The organism is Dyella japonica A8, assembly GCF_000725385.1.
Lineage (GTDB): Bacteria > Pseudomonadota > Gammaproteobacteria > Xanthomonadales > Rhodanobacteraceae > Dyella > Dyella japonica_C.
Genome location: NZ_CP008884.1, coordinates 3,359,525 through 3,383,535, shown reverse-complemented (window position 1 = coordinate 3,383,535; position 24,011 = coordinate 3,359,525). Strand labels below are relative to the sequence as shown.

22 protein-coding genes are annotated in these 24,011 nt (G+C 66.0%); 20 read left to right on the top strand and 2 right to left on the bottom strand.

The features are described from left to right. Positions 1 to 70 precede the first annotated feature (70 nt). Genes HY57_RS14155 through HY57_RS14145 form a run of 3 tightly spaced genes read left to right on the top strand, consistent with a single transcriptional unit; the run spans position 71 to position 2,280 of the window. Positions 71 to 1,408: a UDP-glucose dehydrogenase family protein gene (locus HY57_RS14155; protein ID WP_019465922.1), complete on the top strand. Its 1,338-nt coding sequence runs from the start codon at positions 71 to 73 to the stop codon at positions 1,406 to 1,408. A gap of 2 nt (positions 1,409 to 1,410) precedes the next feature. Further along, positions 1,411 to 1,629 carry a SlyX family protein gene (locus HY57_RS14150; RefSeq protein WP_019465923.1) on the top strand — a complete coding sequence of 73 codons (219 nt, stop codon included), beginning with the start codon at positions 1,411 to 1,413 and terminating at the stop codon, positions 1,627 to 1,629. Positions 1,630 to 1,671: 42 nt separating this feature from the next. Then, complete coding sequence (locus HY57_RS14145) at positions 1,672 to 2,280, top strand: DUF2058 domain-containing protein (protein WP_019465924.1); 609 nt, start codon at positions 1,672 to 1,674, stop codon at positions 2,278 to 2,280. A gap of 74 nt (positions 2,281 to 2,354) precedes the next feature. On the opposite strand, the gene HY57_RS14140 is transcribed toward HY57_RS14145, so the two are convergent. Next, positions 2,355 to 4,454, bottom strand: a complete 2,100-nt coding sequence (locus HY57_RS14140) for a 3-hydroxyacyl-CoA dehydrogenase NAD-binding domain-containing protein (RefSeq protein WP_038581116.1) — start codon at positions 4,452 to 4,454, stop codon at positions 2,355 to 2,357. Positions 4,455 to 4,658: 204 nt separating this feature from the next. On the opposite strand from HY57_RS14140, the gene HY57_RS14135 reads away from it, so the two are divergent. The 11 genes from HY57_RS14135 to recO all read left to right on the top strand — a co-directional run bounded on the left by HY57_RS14135 (position 4,659) and on the right by recO (position 16,893). Further along, positions 4,659 to 5,159, top strand: a complete 501-nt coding sequence (locus HY57_RS14135) for a hypothetical protein (protein ID WP_019465926.1) — start codon at positions 4,659 to 4,661, stop codon at positions 5,157 to 5,159. A gap of 1 nt (position 5,160) precedes the next feature. Further along, positions 5,161 to 7,719, top strand: coding sequence for a putative bifunctional diguanylate cyclase/phosphodiesterase (locus tag HY57_RS14130; RefSeq protein WP_019465927.1), 2,559 nt, complete (start codon positions 5,161 to 5,163; stop codon positions 7,717 to 7,719). 272 nt (positions 7,720 to 7,991) lie between these two features. After that, positions 7,992 to 8,588, top strand: coding sequence for an RNA polymerase sigma factor RpoE (rpoE, locus tag HY57_RS14125; RefSeq protein WP_019465928.1), 597 nt, complete (start codon positions 7,992 to 7,994; stop codon positions 8,586 to 8,588). After that, a complete protein-coding gene (locus tag HY57_RS14120) occupies positions 8,585 to 9,235 on the top strand; it encodes a sigma-E factor negative regulatory protein (RefSeq protein WP_026034042.1) in 651 nt (216 codons plus the stop codon). Before rpoE ends, HY57_RS14120 begins: the two co-directional genes overlap by 4 nt. A gap of 109 nt (positions 9,236 to 9,344) precedes the next feature. After that, a complete protein-coding gene (locus HY57_RS14115; protein ID WP_019465929.1) occupies positions 9,345 to 10,835 on the top strand; it encodes a DegQ family serine endoprotease in 1,491 nt (496 codons plus the stop codon). A gap of 300 nt (positions 10,836 to 11,135) precedes the next feature. Further along, the gene (lepA, locus tag HY57_RS14110) at positions 11,136 to 12,926 is read left to right on the top strand and encodes a translation elongation factor 4 (RefSeq protein ID WP_019465930.1); all 1,791 of its coding nucleotides are present in this window, start codon (positions 11,136 to 11,138) and stop codon (positions 12,924 to 12,926) included. Between the two features lie 103 nt (positions 12,927 to 13,029). Then, the gene (gene lepB, locus HY57_RS14105) at positions 13,030 to 13,932 is read left to right on the top strand and encodes a signal peptidase I (protein ID WP_019465931.1); all 903 of its coding nucleotides are present in this window, start codon (positions 13,030 to 13,032) and stop codon (positions 13,930 to 13,932) included. A 143-nt stretch (positions 13,933 to 14,075) separates the two neighbouring features. Continuing rightward, a complete protein-coding gene (locus tag HY57_RS14100) occupies positions 14,076 to 14,453 on the top strand; it encodes a DUF4845 domain-containing protein (protein WP_019465932.1) in 378 nt (125 codons plus the stop codon). 24 nt (positions 14,454 to 14,477) lie between these two features. Continuing rightward, a complete protein-coding gene (rnc, locus tag HY57_RS14095; protein WP_019465933.1) occupies positions 14,478 to 15,134 on the top strand; it encodes a ribonuclease III in 657 nt (218 codons plus the stop codon). Continuing rightward, entirely contained in the window at positions 15,131 to 16,066 is a 936-nt protein-coding gene (gene era / locus HY57_RS14090; protein ID WP_019465934.1) for a GTPase Era, read from the top strand. The genes rnc and era overlap by 4 nt, the downstream gene beginning before the upstream one ends. A 116-nt stretch (positions 16,067 to 16,182) precedes the next feature. Further along, a complete protein-coding gene (recO, locus tag HY57_RS14085) occupies positions 16,183 to 16,893 on the top strand; it encodes a DNA repair protein RecO (RefSeq protein WP_019465935.1) in 711 nt (236 codons plus the stop codon). A 14-nt stretch (positions 16,894 to 16,907) separates the two neighbouring features. Here recO and HY57_RS14080 read toward each other — a convergent pair whose 3' ends face one another. Then, positions 16,908 to 17,663, bottom strand: a complete 756-nt coding sequence (locus HY57_RS14080) for a response regulator (protein WP_100218236.1) — start codon at positions 17,661 to 17,663, stop codon at positions 16,908 to 16,910. A gap of 44 nt (positions 17,664 to 17,707) precedes the next feature. Here HY57_RS14080 and HY57_RS14075 point away from each other — a divergent pair, with 44 nt between their 5' ends. The 6 genes from HY57_RS14075 (at position 17,708) to HY57_RS14050 (ending at position 23,989) form a co-directional block, all read left to right on the top strand. Continuing rightward, positions 17,708 to 19,729 carry a hypothetical protein gene (locus HY57_RS14075; protein WP_019465937.1) on the top strand — a complete coding sequence of 674 codons (2,022 nt, stop codon included), beginning with the start codon at positions 17,708 to 17,710 and terminating at the stop codon, positions 19,727 to 19,729. A gap of 58 nt (positions 19,730 to 19,787) precedes the next feature. After that, complete coding sequence (locus HY57_RS14070) at positions 19,788 to 20,387, top strand: YdbL family protein (protein ID WP_019465938.1); 600 nt, start codon at positions 19,788 to 19,790, stop codon at positions 20,385 to 20,387. A gap of 132 nt (positions 20,388 to 20,519) precedes the next feature. Beyond that, positions 20,520 to 21,833: a 23S rRNA (uracil(1939)-C(5))-methyltransferase RlmD gene (rlmD, locus tag HY57_RS14065; protein ID WP_019465939.1), complete on the top strand. Its 1,314-nt coding sequence runs from the start codon at positions 20,520 to 20,522 to the stop codon at positions 21,831 to 21,833. 67 nt (positions 21,834 to 21,900) lie between these two features. After that, complete coding sequence (locus tag HY57_RS14060) at positions 21,901 to 22,428, top strand: CYTH domain-containing protein (protein WP_019465940.1); 528 nt, start codon at positions 21,901 to 21,903, stop codon at positions 22,426 to 22,428. Then, entirely contained in the window at positions 22,422 to 23,444 is a 1,023-nt protein-coding gene (nagZ, locus tag HY57_RS14055) for a beta-N-acetylhexosaminidase (RefSeq protein WP_019465941.1), read from the top strand. The genes HY57_RS14060 and nagZ overlap by 7 nt, the downstream gene beginning before the upstream one ends. Then, positions 23,441 to 23,989 (top strand): hypoxanthine-guanine phosphoribosyltransferase, encoded by a 549-nt coding sequence (locus HY57_RS14050; protein ID WP_019465942.1) that lies wholly within the window; start codon positions 23,441 to 23,443, stop codon positions 23,987 to 23,989. Before nagZ ends, HY57_RS14050 begins: the two co-directional genes overlap by 4 nt. Positions 23,990 to 24,011 lie beyond the last annotated feature (22 nt).

The following is a 24,011-nucleotide window of genomic DNA, read 5'->3' as shown; positions in this document are numbered from 1 at the left end:
GCCCGCGGCGTTCCGCGTCATATCCGGCCTGTTAGAATCTGTCGCCTTGCCTCTGGGAGTTTCCGCGACAATGAAGGTCACGATCTTCGGTACCGGGTATGTGGGTCTGGTCACCGGTGCCTGCCTGGCTGAAATGGGCAACCACGTTGTCTGCGTTGATATCGACGCGGGCAAGGTCGAGCGCCTCAGAAACGGCGAGATCCCGATCTATGAGCCGGGGCTGGAGCCCATCGTCAAGCGGAACCATGCCAGCGGGCAGCTGGATTTCACCATCGAGCCGGCGCCTGCCATTGCACACGGGCAGGTGGTGTTCATCGCGGTGGGCACGCCGCCGGACGAAGACGGCAGCGCGGACCTGAAGTACGTGCTTGGCGTGGCGCGCACCATTGGCGCGCACATGGACCGTTACACCGTGGTGGTGAACAAGTCGACCGTACCGGTCGGCACGGCTGATCGCGTGCGCGAGGCGATCGCTAGTGAGCTTGCCAAGCGGGGCGTATCGGTCGAGTTCGACGTGGTGTCCAATCCGGAATTCCTGAAAGAAGGTGACGCGGTGGAAGACTGCCTGCGTCCCGACCGCATCATCATCGGCAGCTCCAGCGATCGCGCCATCGGTGTGCTGCGCAAGCTGTACGCGCCGTTCAATCGCAATCACGACCGCACCGTGGTCATGGACGAGCGCTCTGCCGAGCTGACCAAGTACGCGGCCAACGCCATGCTGGCCACCAAGATCAGCTTCATGAATGAGATCGCCAATATCGCCGAGCGCGTGGGCGCGGACGTGGAGCTGGTGCGTCAGGGCATCGGTTCGGACCCGCGCATTGGCTATCACTTCATCTATCCGGGCGCCGGCTACGGTGGCTCCTGCTTCCCGAAGGACGTGCAGGCGCTTGAGCGCACGGCGCGTGGCGTCGGTTATGACGCACGCCTGCTGGGCGCGGTCGAGTCCGTGAACCACGACCAGAAGACCAAGCTGTTCGAACTGATCTCGCGTCACTTCGATGGCCAGCTCGCGGGCAAGACGATTGCCCTGTGGGGGCTTGCGTTCAAGCCGAACACCGACGACATGCGCGAAGCCTCGAGCCGCAACCTGATGGAGGCTTTGTGGGCAGCAGGCGCCAAGGTTCGCGCGTTCGATCCGGAGGCACGCCACGAAACGCATCGCATCTATGGCGATCGTGGCGACCTGGTGCTATGCGAGGGTGCCTACCAGGCGCTGGACGGGGCCGATGTGCTGGCCATCGTGACGGAGTGGAAGGCCTTCCGCAGCCCGGACTTCGTGCGCATCCGCAGCCTGCTCGCCGAGCCGGCCGTGTTCGATGGTCGTAATCTTTACGACCCCGCCGCCGTGGAAGAAGCCGGCCTGGCGTATTACGGCATCGGCCGCGGCCGTAGTCTGAGGCAGTGAGCATGGCTGACGATTCCCTCCAGCAACGCCTGACGGAACTGGAAGTGCGGCTTACCTTCATCGACGATACGGTGAACGCGCTGGCCTCCGCCGATGCCGAACTGTCCATGCGGCTCGCGGCGCTGGAAGATGTCATTCGCGGGTTGCGCAGCGAGCTGTCCGCGCTGCGCACGTCGCAAGGGCACGATCCGCACAGCGAACCGCCGCCGCCGCATTATTGATTGCCACCTTCCGTATCAGCACGACGCAAGCGAGTTTCAACCATGGCCGAATCCCTGCGCGATCAACTGCTCAAGAGCGGTATCGTCAAACAGGTCCGCGAAGAAAAGCGTCCGTCGGCGCCGCAGGGGGGTAAGCCCTTCCCGCAGCGCCATGGCGGCTCACCGTCCAAGGGCGGCAAGCCTGGGCAACACAAGCCCCAGGGCCAGTCATTTGCCGGCAAGGGCAGTGGCAAGAGCCAGGACGAGATCGATCTGGCCAAGGCTTACGCGATCCGCGCACAGACCGAGGCCAACGAGCGCAAGCGCGCCGAGCAGGCCGCCGCCGAAGAGGCGCGTGTGCGCCGAGAGCGCAAGTTGAAGATCCAGCAGTTGCTGGAGGGCAAGACGTTGAACAAGCCGGACGTCGACCATGTCCGCCACTTCGAATACGGCGGCAAGATTCGCCGCGTACACGTGGATGCTGATCAGCTCAAGGCGATCAATGCCGGCGAGCTGGGCGTGGTGCAGCAACAGGGGCGTTATCTGGTGGTGACTCGCGAGCTGGCCGAGCAGGTCAGTGCCATCGACCCGAACCAGATCGCCTTGCTGGTCACCCCCGGCAGCGAGGGTAGTGTCGGCGAAGATGGCGTGCCCGATGACCTGATGTGGTAAGCGCGATCCATTGAGCGCTCCAACGAAAACGCCCGGCATGTGCCGGGCGTTTTTCATGGAGCAACGGGAAACGATCAGGCTTCCACGCCGGCGTCCTGGGGCTCGGTGGTTGGCAGGTCGAAACCACTCTTGGTCAGCGTTGGCAGATCCCAGTCGCTCTTCGGGGCAAAGCGCTCGCCGTAACGCTGGGCGAGACGCTCCAGCTTGCCCTTGACGACGGTGGCACCTTCGCTGCGCACGTACTGGATCGGGCCGCCACGAAACGGCGCGAAGCCGGTGCCGAAGATCACGCCGGCATCGAGCAGTTCGGCATCATCGACCACGTTGTCGGCAAGGCAGGCGACAGCCTCGTTGACCATGGGGAGGATCATGCGGTCCTGCAGATCGGCAGGCACGGCGTAGTCGGGGTCGACCTCCGGCTTCTGCGGCTTGCCGTCCTGCCACACGTAGATGCCCTGGCCATCCTTCTTGCCACGCTTGCCGGCGGCAAGCTTGTCTTCGAGGCCGGGCGGCAGCTCCAGGCCAAGGAAAGGGGCGAGTTCCTTGCCGACCGAGGCGCATACGTCCAGCCCCACCGTGTCGGCCAGTTCGATCGGTCCCATCGGCATGCCGAACTTCTTGGCCTCCCTGTCGAGCACGGGGCCCGGCACGCCTTCGCTGTAGAGGCGCATGGCTTCCAGCAGGTAGGGCATCAGGATGCGATTGACCAGGAAACCCGGCGTGCCCTTCACGGCCACGGGCAGCTTGCCGATGGCCTTGCAGAAGGCGAGGGCGCGCTTTTCGGCGTCGGCGTCCAGTTGATCGTGGCGCACCACTTCCACCAGCGGCATCTGCGCCACCGGGTTGAAGAAGTGCAGGCCGAGGAATCGCTGCGGCGCCTTCAGGCCCACGCGAAGCTCGTCCAGCGGAATGCTCGAGGTGTTGGTGGCAAGCAGTTCGTTGGACTGGAACTGCGGCTCGATGGTGGCGTACAGCGCCTTCTTCGCGTCAGCGTTCTCGAAGATCGCTTCGATGGCGAGGTCGGCTGTGGCCACGCCCTTGCCCTCGACGTCCGCGCGCAGGCGGCGGGCCGTGGCTTCCACCTTGTCGGCGGTCTTGAGCTTTTTTTCGTACAGCTCGCGGGCGCGATCCAGCGCGGGCTGGATGAACTTCATCTCGCGATCCTGCAGAGTCACCTCGAAGCCCTTGAGCGCGGCCCAGGCGGCAATGTCGCCACCCATCACGCCAGCGCCCACGACATGCACGTGCTTGATGCCGTGGTCGATGCCGCTGCCCTGACCCTTCAGGCGTTCCTGCAGGAAGAAGATGCGGATGAGGTTCTGCGCCGTGGAGGTTTCGGCCAGTTTGGCCACCGAGCGTGCCTCCAGCTTGAGGCGCTGCTGGATGCTGGAACTGCCACGCTTCCAGACGTCGATCAGGGCGAACGGGGCAGGGTAATGCTCCTTGCGTACCTTGGCTGCCGTCTGCTTGATGACCATGGGCGCGAGGATCTGCCGTGCCAGCCAGGTATTGCTTGCCCAGGCCTTGGCCCGCAGGGCGAACGGACGGGCGTGCGGGCGGCGCAGCAGGGCGCGCGCTTCCGCAAGCAACTCGGCCGGCGGTGCCAGCCGGTCAACCACTCCCAGCGCCAGCGCGCGCTTGGCGGACAAGGCTTTGCCGGTCAGCATGACCGGCAGCGCGTCAGTGGCGCCGATAAGGCGCGGCAGACGGGCCGTGCCGCCCCAGCCGGGATGGATGCCCAGCATGACTTCGGGCAGGCCAATCCGGGTCTTGTCGTCGTCCGCGGCAATGCGCTGGCGACACGCCAGGATCAGTTCCGTGCCGCCGCCCATGCAGGCGCCGTGGATGGCCGCCACGGTGGGACAGGGAAGGCGGGCCAGCGATTCGTAGACGCGCTGGCCGTTTTCGATGTTCTCCAGCACCGTGCCCTGCTGGGCATAGGTGACGAATTCCTTGATGTCGGCGCCCACGGCAAAGCCAAAAGGCTTGGCCGAGTGGATCAGCACGCCGGCCGGCTTTTCAATGGCCAGGCGCTCGACGATCTGGCCCAGCTCGTCCAGCACGTCGCGGGAAATGGCGTTGACGTTGCTGCCGGCCCGGTCGAGGGACAGGGTGACGATGCCGCTGTCATCCAGGCTCGTCTTCCAATGATTGAAGCGCAATCCTTCGAACATGGGGGTAGGAAATATGGCCACGAAGCCATGCACCATACCCTCCCGTAGCGAGGATTGCGAGACGGGGAAAAGGGGCTTCCAGGCCTGGATGAACGCCCCGTAAAAACGCGAGCTGTGCGCTGCCGCATGAAACGCAGGCCGGTTTCCGGCGAGGCTTGGCTCCGCCCTTTGCGAAGTCCCTTGGAACACGTAATTTAGTCCGGCATGAATACGTCGATCGCCCCCCCTGCCAGTCCCGTCCAGACCGGCGCCGACATCCTCGAGCGCATCCTGGCTGCCCGGAGCAACCTGATCGCCCTCGAGGGTGGCGAGGCGGTTGGCCTGGTCGCCGAGCTGCGCCCCCTGGTTCGCCGTAGCGGCCAGGCCGTCTATCTGTGGAATCCGGAGCTGGGTCTGGGCAACCTGCGCGAGGAACACGTCGCGCTACCCGGTTCGCAGCGACTCAATATCGCCTTGCGCTACATGCTTCAGAGCAATCATTTCGGCATCTACCTGCTGCAGGGGCTGCCCATGCCGCTGCCCATGGCGGATGCGACCCTGTTGCGTCAGCTGGCACGCGCCACCACCGGGCACATTCGCCGCGTTGTCCTGCTCGATCCCGCGGAATCGCTGGTGGCGAGCTTCAACGATGTGCTGGTGCGCCTGAGTTGCCAGCCCAAGCCGGCGCAGCGCCCGCGTCTGCGCGACGGCCGCTGGATGCTCTGACATGGCCAGTCCTGCCGGCATCCTCGTTGTTGCGGCACAGCGTGAGCTGCGCCGGGCCCTGTTCGATACCTTTGATCGTGACGGGCATTTCGTCGTGCACTCTGCGCGCGATGTCACGCACGCCGGCATCCTGCTGGAGGGCCGGCCGCCGTTGGCGCTGATCGTCATCGTCTTCGATGGCGATGGCCGCGACGGCATGGCGGGCATCGAGGTGCTGCGCGGCGTGCCTGCCTGCGTCGGTGCGCCGATCCTCGCCGTGCTGGACGACGATGCCGTGCTCCGGCCGAACGTGCTGCCGGCCGGCATCGCCGACTGGCTGTATGCCTCGCAGATCGAGCACGAACTTCTCTCCCGCTGGCAGCGCGTGCATCGCATGTCGGCGCGTTCCGAGGCGGACGGCGATGCATCGGGGCCGGGCGGTGGTGATTATCGGTTCGCCTTTGACGAGGTGGATGCCGAGTGGCTGATTGTCGACCCGGCCCGCGGCCGGCTGGTCGATTACAGCCCGGCAGTTGCGCGCAACAGTGGGCTGGGTGACCACGAACTGCGAGGGCGCCCCGTCAAGGAGCTCCTGGCCGTCACCGACGGAACGGTCGAGCAGGTGATTGCCGAAGGTTCGCGCCAGTGGCACGCGGGGCGGCGTCGCTCGTCGCGCGGCGCGGATTCGGGCGAAGCCAGTGCGCGCGCCGTGCGCCATGCCGGCAAAGACGCCGTTGCGCTGATGTTCCGCAGCGACCGCGCCAGTGCACGGGCCGAAGTGGCGCTGGCCATGCTCGCGCGCATGTTCGGTTCCGGCAGTGGCGACGAAGGAATCGCCGAGGCCGCCCGCCTGCTGTACGAGGAAATGGGTCTGGATTACGTGGCTGTATGGGCAGCCCGCCCCGATGAGGGCGGCGCCCCTGTGCAGCTGGTGCAGTACTGGCGCGGCGACGAGCAGCTGTGGCCGGGGCCGCATCTGCAGAGTTCGTTGCGGCTCGTGTTGTCGGGGCAGGCCATGCTGCACCAGGCGGACGCGGCACGACTGGCGCCGATGGACCCGCTGCTGGCCCAGCTCGGCCTTGCCGGCTTTGCCGGCTGGCCCTTGCAGGATGAACGCCGCACCGTGCTGGGTGCGCTGCTGATCGGCACCCGTCAGCCGCTGCCTTCGCTGGCCATCGTGCAACCCGTGCTGCGCTGTGCGGCATCGCGATTCGGCCACGCGCTCGAATTGCGGCACACGCGTGAGCAGGGGCGTGCCGAGGGCCTGCTCGATGCGCTGACGGGCTTGCCCAATCGCCTGCTGTTCAACGACCGCCTCGATACGGTCATCCGCGAAGCCAACCGCACCGGCGAGTGCTTCGCCTTGCTGTTCGTCGACCTTGACCGCTTCAAGACCATCAACGATACGCTCGGCCATGCCGTGGGCGATCAGGTGCTGCTCACCACCACGCAGCGACTGCGCGGCACTGTGCGCTCGTCCGATACCGTGGCGCGCTACGCCGGCGATGAGTTTGTGGTCATCCTGCGGCATATCGTCAAGAACGAGGACGTGTTGCGCATCGCCGAAAAGATCGTGCAGGTGATGGGCGCGCCGTTGCGCATCGACGATGGCACCGAGCTGCAGGTCACCGCCTCCATCGGTGTGAGCTTCTTCCCCGACGATGCGCCTGACGCCGACATCCTGCTCAAGCACGCGGACGAGGCGATGTATGCGGCCAAGAGCCTGGGCCGCAACAACTACCAGATCTTCGAAGGCAGCGCCGAGCAGTCCCAGCAGCAGAACCTTGCCCTGAAGTCCGGCCTGCGGCACGCCGAGCACAAGGGCGAGCTGCGCGTGTTCTATCAGCCCCAGGTGGATGCCGTCACCGAAGACATCGTGGGGATGGAGGCGCTGGTGCGCTGGGAGCATCCCGAGCTGGGCTTCATCGGCCCCGGGTTCTTCATTCCGCTGGCCGAGGAAACCGGCCTGATCGTTTCCATCGGCGAGTGGGTGTTGCGCGCGGCGTGCCGGCATGCCCAGGAATGGGAGCGCCGGTTCGGCCTGGGTTTGCGCCTGGGCGTGAACCTGTCCGCCGTGCAGCTGATGCAGCCGAACCTGCTGGAGGTGGTGGCCGCGGCGCTCGACGAGAGCGGGCTGGACGCCAACCTGCTCGAGATGGAGATCACCGAGAGCATCAGTATCAAGGCGGCGCCCAACCTGGTGGAGAACCTGCAGGGCCTGCATCGCCTGGGCGTGCGCATCGCCATCGACGACTTCGGCACCGGGGCCGCCTCGCTGGACTACCTGCGCAAGCTGCCGGCCGAGCGCATCAAGATCGATCAGAGCTTCGTCAGGAACATCGGCGTGGATCCGGACGACGAGGCCATCGTGCGCGCCACCATCGAGATGGCGCACCGCCTGAAGCGGGGCGTGGTGGCCGAAGGCGTGGAGACCGAACAGCACATGGAGTTCCTGCGCGCCAACCATTGCGACGAGTTGCAGGGCTACCTGTTCTGCCGCCCGCTGCCGCAGCCGGCCTTCGAAAAGCTGCTGCTCGAACGCCAGCGCCTGCTCGCCGGGATCGGCGATACTGCAGCCTGACTTGCATGGGCCGCGCTGGCCCCCATACTTCTAGGGAAGGGCGCCTGATGCGCCCGTGGGCCGCGCGCCTGGGGTGGTGGTGGCCCGTTCGCCATGTCAGGTGCGCCATGTGGGCACCCGTGCGTTTCCACCATCGGTGGCGCCGCAGGCGCACTTGCCGTCCCGGGATGAAGCTTGCTGAACTAGAACGCGTCGTTCTTGTCTGAGCAGTCCGCTTCCATCCTCAAGGCATCCCGGGGCGCGTGGCAGCATCGACGAAGGAGATGGCCCGGATGGGCGAAAACGAACTGGACAGTGCGCTGGTCGAGCGCGTCCAACAGGGGGACAAACGGGCCTTCGATGTGCTGGTGCGCAAGTACCAGCACAAGGTCGTGGGCCTGGTTTCCCGCTATGTGAAGAATTACGCCGAATGTGAAGACGTGGCCCAGGAGGCCTTTATCCGCGCCTGGCGGGCCATCGGGTCCTTCCGTGGCGAGAGCGCTTTCTATACCTGGCTGTACAAAATTGCGGTGAACACGGCCAAGAACCATCTGGTGGCCCTGGGGCGCCGCCCGCCCGCCGACGACATCGCCATCGACGATGCCGCTTTCGTGCCCGGTGCGGACCGCATGCACGAGAGCGCCACCCCCGAGCGCGAACTCATGCGACAGGAAATTGAACAAACGGTGTTTTCCACTGTCCAAGGGCTGCCTGAGGAATTGCGGACCGCGATCACCTTGCGTGAAGTGGACGGCCTCAGTTACGAGGAAATCGCCGAGGCGATGGGTTGTCCGATCGGTACGGTACGTTCACGTATTTTTCGGGCGCGCGAAGCTATCGATGAGAAATTGCGGCCACTCCTGTCGGACCGCGAGGGCAAGAACCCATGACTGATAATCAACGCGAAAACCTTTCCGCCGGCATGGACGGCGAGTTGTCGAAGGAAGAGCTGCGCTTTCTGTTGCGCCGGCTCGACCACGATGCCTCGCTCCAGCAGGCATGGTCGCGCTATCACGTGGCCCGGGACGGCCTGCGTCATGAGCTGTCCCCACTGGCCTCCGATGGCTTCGCCTCCCGGGTGATGCTGGCCATCGAGCAGGAGGGCGTGGTGGCCCAGCGTGGCAAGCGCCGGCATTGGCTGCACTGGTCGGCGGGTGGCGCCATCGCTGCCGGCGTCGCCGTGGCAGCGCTGATGGTGGCGCAGCCGGCCGGGCAGGGTGCGGACCACCCCGCGGCACGGATGGCATCGGCCCCGACGGCCACGACCCTGGAAAGCAGCACCGCACAGGCGAGCCGCTCGGAGTCGCCCGCCGTGGCGCCGCCCGGCCTCAATGTCTATTCCGAAGTTCCCTACAAGATCAGCCAGCAGGCCTCGGCCACGCTGGAGGGTGACAACAGCACCTTGCTGTACTCCAGCAACAGCCTGACCCCGTACCGGGTGGCCCGCTACCCGGCGGTCAGCAATGGCGATGGCCGGTACCTGCTGTTGATCCACCCCGATCAGCAGCCCTCGCAGGCAGCCGCCGATCCACAATGATCCATGGCCGTGTGTGCTTGCCGCGGCCTGGTTGTTCCCCAGTCATCCGTCCAGGCCCGCCCGTCACGCGGGCGGTCTTGGTGTGTCTGAAGCGTTGAAGGAGACGTGCATGAATCGACTTGCTTTGCGTACGCTGTCGTGTGCCCTGGTGATGAGTCTGGCGCTGGTCGGTGGCGTGCAGGCGCAGGCCGCGGCGCCCGCGATGTCCGGATTGCCCGATTTCACCGGCATCGTGCAGAAGAACGCGCCGGCAGTCGTGCACGTGGAGGCCAAGTCCAGCGGCAAGAAGCAGCCGAAGGCCCGGGCGGGTTCGCGCGCCATGCCCGGCGCGCCGGGCGACGACGACAGCGATGATCCGCAGGACATCTTCCGGCGATTCTTCGGTATGCCGATGATGCCCTCGCCGGAAGAGCAGCAACGCACCTCGCTCGGCTCCGGCTTCATCATCTCGCCCGATGGTTACGTGCTCACCAACACGCATGTAGTGGGTGGCGCCGACACGGTCACGGTGCGCCTGCAGGACCGTCGCGTGCTGACCGCCAAGGTGGTCGGCAGCGATCCGCAGTACGACATCGCGCTGCTGAAGGTCGACGCCAAGGGCGGCCTGCCCGCCGTCAGCATTGGCGACTCCCGTTCGCTCAAGCCTGGTCAGTGGGTGCTGGCGATCGGTTCGCCGTTTGGCTTCGACTACACCGTGACGCAGGGCATCGTCAGTGCCGTGGGGCGCAACCTGGGTAGCCAGGATCAGCCGTACACCTCGTTCATCCAGACCGACGTGCCGATCAATCGCGGCAATTCAGGTGGCCCGCTGTTCGACCTGCAGGGGCGCGTGGTCGGCGTCAATTCGCAGATCTATTCCAATACCGGCGGTTACCAGGGTGTGGCCTTTTCCATTCCGATCGACGTGGCCATGAACGTGGTCAAGCAGATCAAGGAAAAGGGTTATGTCTCCCGCGGCCAGTTGGGCGTGATGGTGCAGCAGGTCACCGATGACATGGTCAAGGCGCTCAAGCTCGACAATGCGACCGGCGCCGCCGTGACCCAGGTGAGCAAGGGCAGTGCTGCCGAGAAGGCGGGCATCCGTCCGGGTGATGTGATCCTTGCCTACAACGGCCAGTCCATCAATTCGAGCGCCGACCTGCCTCCGCTGGTGGGTCAGACGCCACCGGGCACGAAGGCCAGCGTGGAAATCCTGCGCGATGGCAAGAAGGAGAATGTGGCGGTCACCGTGGCTGAAACGCCGCGCGACCAGAAGGCCGCCCTGGCTTCCAATGACAGTGCCCAGCCTGCCGCCCGTGCCGGTGCCAGCGCACTGGGGCTGGCGGTTCAGGATCTGGACAGCGACACCCGTCAGCAGCTCGGCCTCAAGGCGGGCGAGGGTGTGGGCATCAGCAACGTGACCGGCTCGGCCGCCGCCCGCGCCGGCTTGCAGCCGGGTGACGTGGTCCTGATGGTCAACCAGAAGAAGGTGGGCAGCGCCGCTGCCTTCCACGATGCCACCAAGGATGCCAAGCCGGGAGATACGGTGCTGCTGCTGGTCCGTCATGGTGACCAGAGCGGTTTCATCGGGCTTACCGTGCCTGGTGGCAAGGACGAGTAAGGTCATGGCCTGCGGCGAATGGCAGTGCTGCGGGCCGTGATCTTGCCGTAACCCGGTCGCAGAGGATGACCGGGTGGCCGGGACGACGGGTGCTTGGGCTACCGTCGTTCCGGGTGTAGGGAGGGTCGTGTGGCGCCCCGTCCAGGGGCGTGCCGATCCTGTGGCCTGCCGCTGGCGGCCATCTCCTCCGGAATGCCCGAAGACTTCCGTTTCCATGCGATAATGCCGGGTTCGTGTGACCATCCCGGTCATGCGCTGCCTGCGCGCCGCGCTGAGCAGTGAACGCCGCTAGCGTGCTCCATGGAACTGATCCGAAACTTCTCCATCATTGCCCATATCGACCACGGCAAGTCCACGCTGGCCGACCGCATCATCCAGATCTGCGGCGGACTGACCGAGCGCGAGATGGAGGCGCAGGTACTCGACAATAATCCGATCGAGCGCGAGCGCGGCATCACCATCAAGGCCCAGTCCGTATCGCTGCCGTACAAGGCGCGCGACGGCAAGACCTACCAGCTGAACTTCATCGACACCCCGGGCCACGTCGACTTCTCCTATGAAGTCAGCCGCTCGCTGGCGGCCTGCGAAGGCGCGCTGCTGGTGGTGGATGCGGCGCAGGGCGTCGAGGCGCAGTCGGTCGCCAACTGCTACACCGCCGTGGAGATGGGCCTGGAAGTGGTGCCCATCCTCAACAAGATCGACCTGCCCACCGCCGATCCGGAAAAGGTGAAGGGTGAGATCGAGGCCGTGATTGGCATCGACGCCACCGACGCCGTGGCGGTGAGCGCCAAGACGGGCCAGAACGTGGTGGAGGTGCTCGAAGCCATCGTGGCGCGCATTCCGCCGCCGAAGGTGGGCGACACCGACCGCCTGCAGGCGCTGATCATCGACTCGTGGTTCGACAACTACCTTGGCGTGGTGTCGCTGGTGCGCGTGGTGCAGGGCGAGATCAAGCCGGGCGACAAGCTGCTGGTGATGTCCACCGGCCGCGCCCACGAAGTGAGCGAAGTGGGCGTGTTCACGCCCAAGCGCAAGAAGCTCGACAAGCTTTCACCGGGCGAAGTGGGCTGGATCACCGCGTCGATCAAGGATGTGCATGGCGCTCCCGTGGGCGACACGCTGACCCTCGCCGGCAAGCCCGCCGAGAAGCCGCTGTCGGGTTTCCAGACCATGCAACCGCGCGTGTTCGCGGGCCTGTTCCCGGTTTCCGCCGACGACTACCCGGCGCTGCGCGAGGCGCTCGACAAGCTGCGCCTCAACGACGCCGCGCTGTTCTTCGAGCCGGAGAGCTCCGAGGCCATGGGCTTCGGCTTCCGCTGCGGCTTCCTCGGCATGCTGCACATGGAGATCGTGCAGGAGCGCCTGGAGCGTGAATACGACCTCGACCTCATCACCACCGCGCCTACCGTGGTTTACGAGGTGGAGAGGAGCGACGGCACGATCCTGATGCTGGACAACCCGGCCAAGCTGCCGGCGTCCAACCTCATCAACGAGATTCGCGAACCCATCATTGTCGCGAACATCCTCACGCCGCCCGATTACATCGGCAACATCATCACGCTGTGCGAAGAGAAGCGCGGCGTGCAGCGCTCCATCCAGTACCTGGCCACCCAGGTGCAGATCACCTATGAAATGCCGCTGGCGGAAGTGGTGCTCGATTTCTTCGATCGGCTGAAGTCGGTGTCGCGCGGCTATGCCTCGATGGACTATCACTTCGAGCGCTTCGAGGCCGGTCCGTTCGTGCGCGTCGACGTGCTCATCAACGGCGATCGCGTGGACGCGCTGAGCCTGATCGTGCACCGCATCCATGCCGAGCGCCGCGGCCGCGACCTGGTGGAGCGCATGAAGGACCTGATCCCGCGCCAGCAGTTCGACGTGGCGATCCAGGCGGCCATCGGCGCCCAGATCGTGGCCCGTTCCACCGTGAAGGCGCTGCGCAAGAACGTGCTGGCCAAGTGCTACGGCGGTGACGTGAGCCGAAAGAAGAAGCTGCTGGAGAAGCAGAAGGAAGGCAAGAAGCGCATGAAGCAGGTGGGTCGCGTGGAAATTCCGCAGGAAGCGTTCCTTGCCGTATTGAAGGTGGATAAGTAAAGCTGGACCGGAAGCCGGCGGAAGGGGGCGCCTGTCCAGTCGCCCTTAACTTCGATATGGCTTTCGCGCAACACCCCCGTTCCCTGCTCCTGAGGAGCTTTCAATGGATTTTGATTTCTCGGCGATTCTGCTTGGCCTCACCGTCCTCTTCGGCGTGATCTGGGGTCTGGACCGCCTGTTCTTCTACAAGCAGCGCAAGGCCAAGGCCGAGGCGGCGAGCAAGGAAGTGCACGAACCGGTGGTGGTCGACTGGGCCCGCTCGCTGTTTCCGGTGGTGCTGGTCGTGCTGGTGCTGCGCTCGTTCGTGGCCGAGCCCTTCCGTATCCCGTCCGGTTCGATGATGCCGACGCTGGACGTGGGCGACTTCATCCTGGTGAACAAGTTCGCCTATGGCCTGCGCATGCCGGCCTTCAACAACAAGTTCGTGAGCTTCGGCGAACCCAAGCGCGGCGACGTGGTGGTGTTCCGCTTCCCGGGCTATCTGTGCGAGGACGGCGGCAAGCTGGTGCGCAGTGGCGACCAGAGTTGTGCCGATCCGCATGCGCCGGTACCCAGCCAGAACTGGATCAAGCGTGTGATCGGCCTGCCCGGCGACCGCGTGGAAATGCATGGTGATCAGCTCGTCGTGAACGGGCAGCCGGTCGCGGCCGATCTGGTGGGGCCCTACGAGGGCGATCCCAAGCGCGCCGAATCCCGTCTGATGCTGGAAATGGGCGCCACGGTGTGGAACGAGCACTTGCCGAACGGCGAGGGTGGCGTGGTCAACCATCTCACGGCACGCATGCCCAACTACGCCGTGCCGCCGCCGCTGCCCAATCCGCATGTGCCGCTGGTGGTGCCGCAGGGTTGCTACCTGGCCATGGGCGACAACCGTTACAACAGCACGGACAGCCGCTGGTGGGGCTGCCTGCCGGAACAGAATCTGGCGGGCAAGGCCTTCCTGATCTGGCTGAGCTGGACCGGTTCGGGCGTGGCGATCCATCGCATGGGCACCGTCATTCATTAAAACCGTGACGTCCATGGGCGTGCACCCGGTGACGTTCACGGCGGCTTGGCGCGACAATGCGTATGCCAAGCCGCTGCCGGAGCGTCTCGGTGGCGCAGTGCCAGTCAGCCGGATGTCGCCGCGAGGCGGGTAGCGAGGGGACTATGAAATCGAAGCAGACGGGCATCACCCTGGTGGGGTTTCTCATCGTGCTCATGGTGGTGGGCTTTTTTGGCTTCATGGCGATGAAGCTGGTGCCGGCCTATACCGAATACATGGGCGTCACCAAGGCCATGGAGCAGATGGTGACCGACGGCGCCGGCAAATCGCCGGATCAGGTTCGCAAGGATCTGATCAAGAAGCTCGATTTCCAGTATGTGAGTGACGACACCATTACGCCGGCGGACATCGCCATCAAGCGCAGCGGCAATGCCGCCGAGCTGAGCGTGTCCTACGACAAGCGCATTCCCTTCATGTACAACATCGACTTCCTGGTGCACTTCGAGAAGAGTGTGGTCATCCAGGGTGCCGCTGAAGGCTAAGCACAGCAAGTACAGGCCCCCGATTTGACCAAGCTCGCCTATCGATTTAGCGATCCTTCCCTGGCACAACTGGCGCTGACCCATCGCAGCGCCGGTCGGCCGAACAATGAGCGGATGGAATTCCTGGGCGACGCCCTGCTGGGCGTCGTGGTGGCCGAGCTGCTGTACGAGGCGCATCCCAACGCCAGCGAAGGGGAGATGTCCCGGCTTCGCGCGCAGCTGGTGAACGGCCAGGCGCTGGCCGTTCTTGCCCGCGAGCTGGAGCTTGGCGACGAGCTCAAGCTCGGTTCCGGCGAGCTGAAGAGCGGGGGCTTCCGGCGCGACTCCATTCTCGCGGACGCTTTCGAGGCGCTGGTGGCGGCGGTTTATCTCGATGCCGGCTTCGATGCGTGCCGAGCCGTGGTGCGCTCGCTGTTCGAGCCGCTCGTGGCCGCCATTCCACGATCTTCCAAGGATGCCAAGACCCGCCTGCAGGAGCTTCTGCAGGCGCGCGGCTGGCCCCTGCCGCAGTACGATCTGATCGACAGCCATGGCGAAGACCACGCCAAGACTTTCGACGTGTCCTGCGAAATCAACGAACCGGCGCAAGTTCGCGCCGAGGGGCGCGGCACCAGTCGCCGCGCCGCCGAACAGGACGCCGCCGAAACCGTGTTGCGTCGACTGCAGGAACTGAACTCATGAACGACGAAATCGATCTCGGCACCCCGGCCGAACTTCCCCACGACGACTTCCGCTGCGGCACGGTGGCGCTTGCCGGCCGTCCCAACGTAGGCAAGTCGACCTTGCTCAACGCGCTGATCGGCTTTCGCCTGTCCATCGTCAGCCCGCGCCCCCAGACCACGCGTCATCGCATCCTGGGCATTGCGACCAGTGAGGCGGGGCAGATCATGTATGTCGATACCCCGGGCCTGCACCGGGGCGCCAAGCGCGCCATGAACCGCAGCCTGAATCGTGCCGCCCGGTCCGCGATCAGCGAGGTCGATCTGGTCGTCCAGGTGATCGAGGCCGGTCGCTGGACGGACGAGGACGAGGCGCTCTACGACGCGCTGGTCGAACAGAAGGTGCCGCGACTGCTGGTGATCAACAAGGTCGACCTGGCCAAGGAGAAGGCGACCATGCTCCCGTTCGTGGCGGAGCTGATGACGCGGCATAGCTTCGACGACGTCTATTACGTGAGCGCGCTGAAGGAAAAAGGCCTGAAGGATCTGGAGGCCGGCATCCTCAAGCGCCTGCCGGTGCAACCGCCGGTGTTCGGCGAAGACGAGATCACGGATCGCAGCGAGCGCTTCCTTGCCGCCGAGATGGTGCGCGAGCAGCTCATGCTGCGCCTGGACCAGGAGCTGCCGTACGCCACCACCGTGGAGATCGAGCAGTTCAAGGACCGTGAGGACGGCGTCGCCGAAATTCACGCGGTGATCTGGGTCGAGCGTGATGGCCAGAAGGCCATCGTGATCGGCAATGGCGGTGCCCAGCTCAAGGCCATCGGTACGGCGGCCCGCCGCCACATGGAACGCGCTTTCGAGCGCAAGGTGTTCCTGCGTCTGTGGGTGAAGGTGCGCGAAGGCTGGGTCGACGACGAAACCATGCTGAAGAAGTTCGGTTACACCGACTGATGCTGCCCTTGCGCGGCGATCCGTTGCGACGCGTCCTTCATGGATCGCGTTGCCGCGGAGCGCCGGGCAGCGATCCTTCCTGTCATCCGGGATGACCCAGGCCTGTCGCCCACGCCATGCGTATTGAACAGCAGCCGGCCTATGTCCTGCATTCGCGTCCCTACCGCGAAACGTCCCTGCTGCTCGAATGCCTGACACGGGACCATGGGCGGCTCGGCGTGGTTGCGCGTGGTGTCCGGCGCGAACGCGCCCGCGTGCAGCGCGCGCAGCTGGAGCCCTTCCAGCGGTTGTCGCTCGATCTGCTGCAGCGGGGGGAGCTGGCGACCCTGGTGTCGGCCGAAGGTGTCGATGCGCCGCTGCGACTGGTCGGTGATGCCGGGCTCGCCGGGCTCTACCTCAATGAGCTGTCGGTGCGGCTGACGGGGCGCCAGGATCCGCTGCCCGAGCTGTTCGACGCCTACGCACGCACCCTGCCGCGGCTGGCTGCCGGCGAGCCGCTGGCCTGGAGCCTGCGGCGCTTCGAGCGGGATCTGCTGGAGGCTGTCGGCTATGCACTCCAACTGGAGTTCGAGGCTGAATCGGGCGAGCCGGTGGAGCCCGCGAAGTTTTATCGCTACGTGGTGGAGCAGGGGCCGTCGCCATGCCGCCCCGGCACGGCGCATGCACTGCGCGGCGCCGACCTGCTGGCGCTGGCGGCCGATGACATGCCCGATGCCGCCGGCTTGTCAGCCCTGCGGGTGATGATGCGTGAGGTGATCCGCTTTCACCTGGGCGGTGGCGAGCTGCGCGCGTGGCATGTGCTCGGCGCGGCGATGTCCCGTCGCTGACGCGAGCGGGTGTTTCAGGTGATGTCCTCGACCGCCAGCGCCTCGATGGTGGCCAGCAGGGCGCGCCTGAAGCGGGAGAGTGGCGCGAGCGACCCCGGGTGCCCCAGCTTCAGGTGTCGCTGCAACACCGTTGCCTGCGCGCCCAGGGCAGCGGCGCCGCAGAAGCCGCAGGAAGAGCGCAGGCGATGCAGGCGTTCGCCCAGTGCTGTCGCGTCGTCGGCCAGGGCATCGAGATCCTGATAAAGGCTGGCCAACTCCGCGCGGAGCAGCGTGCGCATGGCCTTCACGACGTCCGCGTCGCCCATCGTCGCGATGGCCAGCGCGTCGTCCAGCAGCGGCGTGGCGGTGGTGCCGGCCTGCACCAGGGCAAGAATGCGGCGCAGGTCCGCCAGGCTGCAGGGTTTCTGCAGCACCTCGCTGAACTCGACGGACAGCAGGCGCTGGCGCTCGGCCAGGTCCATGTCGGCGCTGGTGGCAACGGCGGTGCAATCGGTGGAGCGGGCCTCCGGATCGTTGCGCAGCACGGTGAGCACCTCTTCGGCGCCCGCGCCGGGCATGCGGCAATCCAGCAGGAGCAGGTCGAAGGCCTCTTTCCTGGCCAGGGTGATGGCGGAGGGGCCGTCGGGACAGGACTGGGCATCCAGGCCCAGGCTGCGCAAGGCTTCCACCAGGAAAAAGCGGCTGCTGGGGTCGTCGTCCGCCACCAGGGCGCGGACGGCATCGGGCATACCCCGGTGGCCCGAAGGGGCGTTGGAAGGCGTGTGTTGCATGACTAGTCCATGTCGTTCAGCTGATTTTGGCAGAATGGCGCGTCATGCGTGCCACATCAAGCTACCTGCTGCTCACTCTCGTCGTCCTGTTGTGGATGGGGGCGCCGCTGCCTGCGCGCGCGGACGTCGCGCTGGCGGCGAAGGCGGTGACCGTGCCCGGGCTCCGGATGCAGGATGTGCAGTCGCAGATCGGCGAGGATGGGCAGGGTGGCCTCAAGCTCAGCCTGAAGGCCGCCAGGGCCGATGTGCCGGCGATGGGCTGGAAGCGGATCGGCGTGAACCTGCAGGGCTCGCTGCAACGTGACAGCCACCTGCGCTGGCTGTTCGACGGCGCAGCCCAGCTGGCCGGTACGCAGGGTGGGGCACTGAGCAACGCCAAGGTGTCGATGGTGATCGACCCGGCCGCCAACACGCTGGAGATCGACCTGTCGCAAGGGGCCATCCAGGCCAGCACGGCGCTTCCGCTGGATCAGCCCACGCATGCCCAGATCAGCCTGAAGGGTGTGCCGCTCGGTTGGCTGCAGGGCCTGCTAGGAACGGTCTGGTCAGGACGCCCCACGGGCGGGAAGCTCGATGCGGACATGGCGCTGGATCTGCAGGACAAGGGTTTGCAGGCGTCCGGACAATTCGCCTTGAGCGGCGGCGGGTTCGATACGCCGGGCGGCGCGTTGGCGGGCCAGTCGGTCAATGGCAACGGGCGGCTCAATGTCGATACCACCAGCACGCCGTCGCGCATCGATCTGGATGCCAGCCTGCGTGGCGGCGAATTGCTGCTTGGTCCCATCTTTGCGCGCCTGCCTGATCACCCGGTGCAGCTGAGCCTGTCCGCGGCCACGCACAACGGTGCGGTCGACTTCAGCCGCCTGCATGTGGCGGACGCCGATGCGCTGCAACTGGACGGCTCCATGGCGTTCAACGCCAAGGGGGATCTCCAGCAGCTCAGGCTCGATCGCTTTCAGTCGCGCTTCCCGGCGGCCTACCAGCGTTACGGGCAGGCCTGGCTGGCGACGCTGGGCCTGCGCGACATGCGCATCGAAGGTCAGCTCGCCGGCAATCTGGATCTCGGCGGAGAAGGCCTGCGCAGTTTTGCTTTCGACACCGAAGGACTCGACTTCGCCGATGGAGAAGGCCGTCTGGGCGTGCGCGGCTTGCGTGGCGGGGTTGACTGGAGTGCTACCGCCGAGCGCCCGGCCACCACGCTGGCCTGGCAGGGTCTGCAGATGTACCGCATGGTGCATGGCCCGACGCAGATGCGCTGGCAAAGCCGGGGTGGCGCCCTGGGCCTGCAGCGCGCGGTCGACATTCCGCTACTGAATGGCCGCGTGCACGTGGGCGAGTTCGAGTGGCGTCCGGCCGCATCCAAGGGACGCCGCCTGGAAACCTCCCTAGCTTTCGCGGGTATCGACATGGCGGCGTTCTCGCGCGCCATTGGGTGGCCGGAGTTTCCCGGCACGCTGGGTGGTGCCATTCCGTCGCTTCGTTGGGTCGATGACCGCTTCGAGTTGCAGGGCGGCCTGTCGATCAACGTGTTCGACGGTTTCGTCGACATCACCCGCCTGAGCGTGCAGGGTCCGTTCGGCCCCAGCCCCGTGATGACGGGTGATGTGCAGCTGCGCCAGCTGGATCTTGGTGCCATGACCAGCGTGTTCGACTTCGGCAGCATCACCGGCCGCATGGATGGCTCCATCGACGAGTTGCGCCTGGTGAACTGGAACCCCGTGGCGTTCAAGGCCAACTTGCTCGCGGGTGGTGGCGGGCGCATCAGTCAGCGTGCGGTGAACAACCTCACGGCAGTGGGTGGTGGCGGCGTGGCGGCGGGCTTGCAGGGTGCCGTTCTCAAGTTGTTCAAGACATTCGGTTACAAGCGCATCGGACTCAATTGCACGCTACAGGCCTCCGTGTGTCACATGGGTGGCCTGGACAGCGATGCTGACGGCTACACTATCGTCGAAGGCAGCGGATTGCCGCGCCTGCAGGTCATCGGCCACCAGACGCAGGTCGACTGGCCAACCCTCGTCCGCCGGCTGAAGGCGGCCATCGAAAGCAACGGACCGGAAGTCCACTAGGGCGTTCTGAGTGGATCAGGATGCCCCGGCCTCACCCCATTCCCCGAAGGAGTCGAACATGCGCAAGCTCGTCTATGGATTGCTGACCATGCTGCTGGTTGCGCTGGTGGGGTGCGTCACGATCAACGTGTACTTCCCCGAGGCGGCGGCCCAGAAGGCGGCCGACCAGTTCATCGGCACCGTGCTGGACAGCTCGGCGCCCGCGGCGGCGCCCAAGGGCAGTGAGCCGCCGCCGAAGAAGGGCGTGCAGCCCTCCGCGATGTTGCTCGACCTGCTGATTCCCGCTGCTTATGCGGCCGATGTGCCGAACCTGCGCATCCAGACGGCGACCACGGATGCCATCCACGGGCGCATGCAGGCGCGTTTCCGCGACACGCTGGGCGCGCTGTTCAACAGTGGCGTGGTCGGCTTCACCCAGGACGGCCTGGTGGCGGTGCGCGACGCCGGCAAGGTGCCGCTGGATCAGCGCTCGGCGATCAATGCCGCGGTGGCCGACGAGAACCGGGACCGCAACGCCCTGTATCGCGAAGTGGCCAGCGCCAACAACCACCCGGAGTGGGAGCCGCAGATCCGCTCCACCTTCGCCAAGGGGTGGATCGAGCGGGCGAGTCCGGGCTGGTATTATCAGGATCCCTCGGGCGCCTGGAAGCAGAAGTAAGCCGTTCGCCCTCCGCAGCTGGCTTTCATGGTCCCGTGCGTCATGCGGACCCGTGAGCCGGCTCCCAGCCCGATCACCGCGCCCGGGTCCCGCTGATCCGGGCGTGCGCGTTTCTGGAAGACAGTTCCCACGATGAAAGAATTCGAAGCCACCATTACCGACCTCAGCCATGACGGCAAAGGCGTTGCGCGCATTGACGGCAAGGCCGTGTTCGTCAGCGGTGCGCTGCTGGGCGAGGAGGTCAAGCTGCGCATCCGCAAGCGCCACCGTCACTACGACGAGGCCGAGGTGGTGGAGCTGCTTACCCGTTCGCCGCATCGCGTGGAGCCGCTTTGCCGGCACTTCGGCCAGTGTGGCGGCTGCTCGCTCCAGCATCTGGACGCCGCATCGCAGATCGAGGTGAAGCAGCGCGTGCTGAAGGACAACTTCGAGCGCATCGGCAAGGTGATGCCGGACACCTGGCTGCCGCCGTTGACCGACGAGCCGTGGGGCTATCGCCGCAAGGGACGTCTTTCGGTGCGCTCGGTGGCCAAGAAGGGGCGTGTGCTGGTCGGCTTCCGCGAGGAAAGCAACCCGCGTTTCGTGGCGGACATCACCCAGTGCGAGGTCGTGCATCCTGCGCTGGGCCCCAAGATTGGCCTGCTTGCCGAGCTGGTGGGCGGCATGGACGCGGCGGCAGATATCCCGCAGATCGAGTTCGCCGCGGGCGATGACATCATTGCCTTGGTGTTCCGCCACATGGTGCCGCTCAGCGAGCGCGACCAGGCGGCATTGGTTGAGTTCGGCAAGCAGCATGGTTTTGCCATATATCTGCAGCCCGGCGGGGTGACCAGCGTGCATCCCTTGTGGCCGGAGGCGCCGCGCCTGGCGTTCCGCATCCCGAGCGGCGATGCGGCCATCGAGGATGTCGAGCTGGAGTTCCGCCCGCTCGATTTCGTGCAGGTCAATGCAGGTATGAACCGCCGCATGATGGCGCGGGCGATGGAGCTGCTTGATCCCCAGCCCACCGATCGCGTACTCGACCTGTTCTGCGGCCTTGGCAACTTCACCTTGCCCATCGGTCGCCGCGTGGCCGAGGTGGTGGGCGTGGAGGGCGAGCATGGCCTGGTCGAGCGCGCCGCCGAAAACGCCGCCCGCAATGGCATCACGCATGCGCGCTTTGAAGTGGCGAACCTGTTTGAAGACCAGCGCAACGCGCACTGGGCCCGTCAACCGTGGGACAAGCTGCTGCTCGATCCGCCGCGTGCCGGCGCCGACAAGGTGCTGGAGTACCTGCCGCACAAGGAAACCCGCCGCATCGTCTACGTGTCCTGCCATCCGGGCTCGCTGGCGCGCGACGCCGGCATCCTGGTGCAGAAGCATGGCTTCCGCTTGAGCGCGGCCGGGGTGATGGATATGTTCCCCCACACGGCGCACGTGGAGTCCATTGCACTGTTCGAGCGCTGAGCCGGCGCCGAAGCGTCCGCGAACCTTCACCGCACCGTCACATAATCCCCCAATCATCGGTTGCAGCATGGCCATCGAGATCGAACGCAAATTCCTCCTGGGCGGCGATGGCTGGCGCGACGCCGCCAGCGAAAGCGAGCGCATGGCCCAGGGTTATCTGGTCAGCGCGCAGGCACTGCATGACGGCACGGCGCGCGCCTCGGTGCGGGTGCGGCGCGCGGGCGAGCGGGCCTGGCTCAACATCAAGTCGGCGCAGCTCGGCATCGAGCGTGCCGAGTTCGAGTATCCGGTGCCGGTAAGCGACGCCGAGCAGATGCTGGCCGACCTGTGCGACGGCATCGTGGAGAAGATCCGCCATCACGTGGTGGTTGACGGCACGCTGTTCGAGATCGACGAGTTCTTCGGCGAGAACGCCGGCCTCGTGGTGGCCGAGGTCGAGTTGCCTCGCGCGGATGCGCCATTCCCGCGTCCCGTCTGGCTGGGGCGCGAGGTCAGTCATCTCGCCCGCTATTACAACGTCAACCTGATCGCCCATCCGTATTCACGCTGGACGCAGGAAGAGCGCGAAGCCGCCGGGGAGTCGCAGACATGCTGATGATCGGACTGGCCGGCACGACGCTGGTGGCGTCGGAGCATGCATGGCTGAAGGCGCCCGGCGTGTCGGGCGTGGTGCTGTTTTCGCGCAATTTCAGTTCGCGCGACCAGCTGATGGCGCTGATCGACGATATTCGTGACGTCGGCGGTGAGGGCATGCTTATCGCTGTGGACCAGGAGGGTGGCCCCGTCCAGCGTTTCCGTGACGGCTTTACCCGTCTGCCGCCGCTGTCCGCGATCGGCGCCGTCTACGATCGCGACCCGGAGGACGCCATCCGTCTCGCCGAAGAGCACGCCTGGGTGATGTCCAGCGAACTGCGCGCCAGTGGCGTGGATTTCAGTTTCGCGCCGGTGGTGGACCTGGCGCGCGGCAATGCCGCCATCGGCCCGCGCGCATTCCACGCCGATCCGGCGGTGACGGCCGAGCTTTCGCAGGCTTATGTGCGCGGCATGCACCTGGGCGGCATGGCGGCGGTGCTCAAGCATTTCCCGGGGCATGGTTCCGTGGCGGTGGATACGCACAAGGCCACGGCGATCGATCCGCGCCCCCTCGACGTGATCCGCCGCGATGACCTGGTGCCCTTCACCGAGGCGATGGCCGCGCATGCGGAGGCCGTGATGGTGGCGCATGTGATCTACCCCGAGGTCGACGCCCAGCCGGCCGGCTTCTCGTCGCGCTGGATCAAGGACATCCTGCGCAGCGAGCTGGGCTTTGGTGGCGCCGTGATCAGCGACGACATCAGCATGGCCGCGGCAGGCGCTGCCGGCGGCGTGACCGGTCGCGTGCACGCGCATCTCGATGCCGGTTGCGACCTGGTGCTCGCCTGCTTCCCCGACGTAGTGGACGAGGCCATCGCCGCCGTGCAGGGTCGGGGCGCCGCCGCGCCCGAGCGCATCGCCGCGTTGCGCGGCGCCGTGGCCTCCACCTGGGACGGCCTCAACGACAACCCACAGCGCGATCGCTTCATCGCGCGCATCGCGGCACTGCACGCCGCGGAAGGAAACCATTCGGCATGACTTCGTCTTCCCCCTCGCTGGCCGCCGCACTCGCCGAGGCCGACCTGCTGTTCGACCGCGCGTCACTGGAGTCGGTCATCGTCGACATGGGGCGCGATATCGACGCGGCGCTCGATGGCGAACGTGCCGTGTTCCTCACCGTCATGAACGGCGCGCTGATCTTTGCCGGCCACCTCGCGCTGGCCATCCGCACGGACGTCGAATTCGATTACGTGCACGCCACGCGCTACCGCGGCGCCACCTCGGGCAGCGAGCTGCACTGGCTGCGCGAACCAGCGGTGGACCTCGCGGGCCGTACCGTGCTGCTGGTGGACGACATCCTGGACGAAGGCCACACGCTGAAGGCGGTGCGCGACGATTGCCTGCGCCGTGGTGCGCGCCGCGTGCTGGTGGCGAGCCTCTGCACCAAGCAGCATGACCGGCTGGTGGAGGGCATTGCGTCCGACTTCAATGGCGTGGAGCTGCCCGATCGCTATGTGTTCGGTTTCGGCATGGATTACCACGAGCAGGGCCGCAACCTGCCGGGCATCTACGCGCTGAAGTGAGGCGGGTGGCATCCATCGGAAC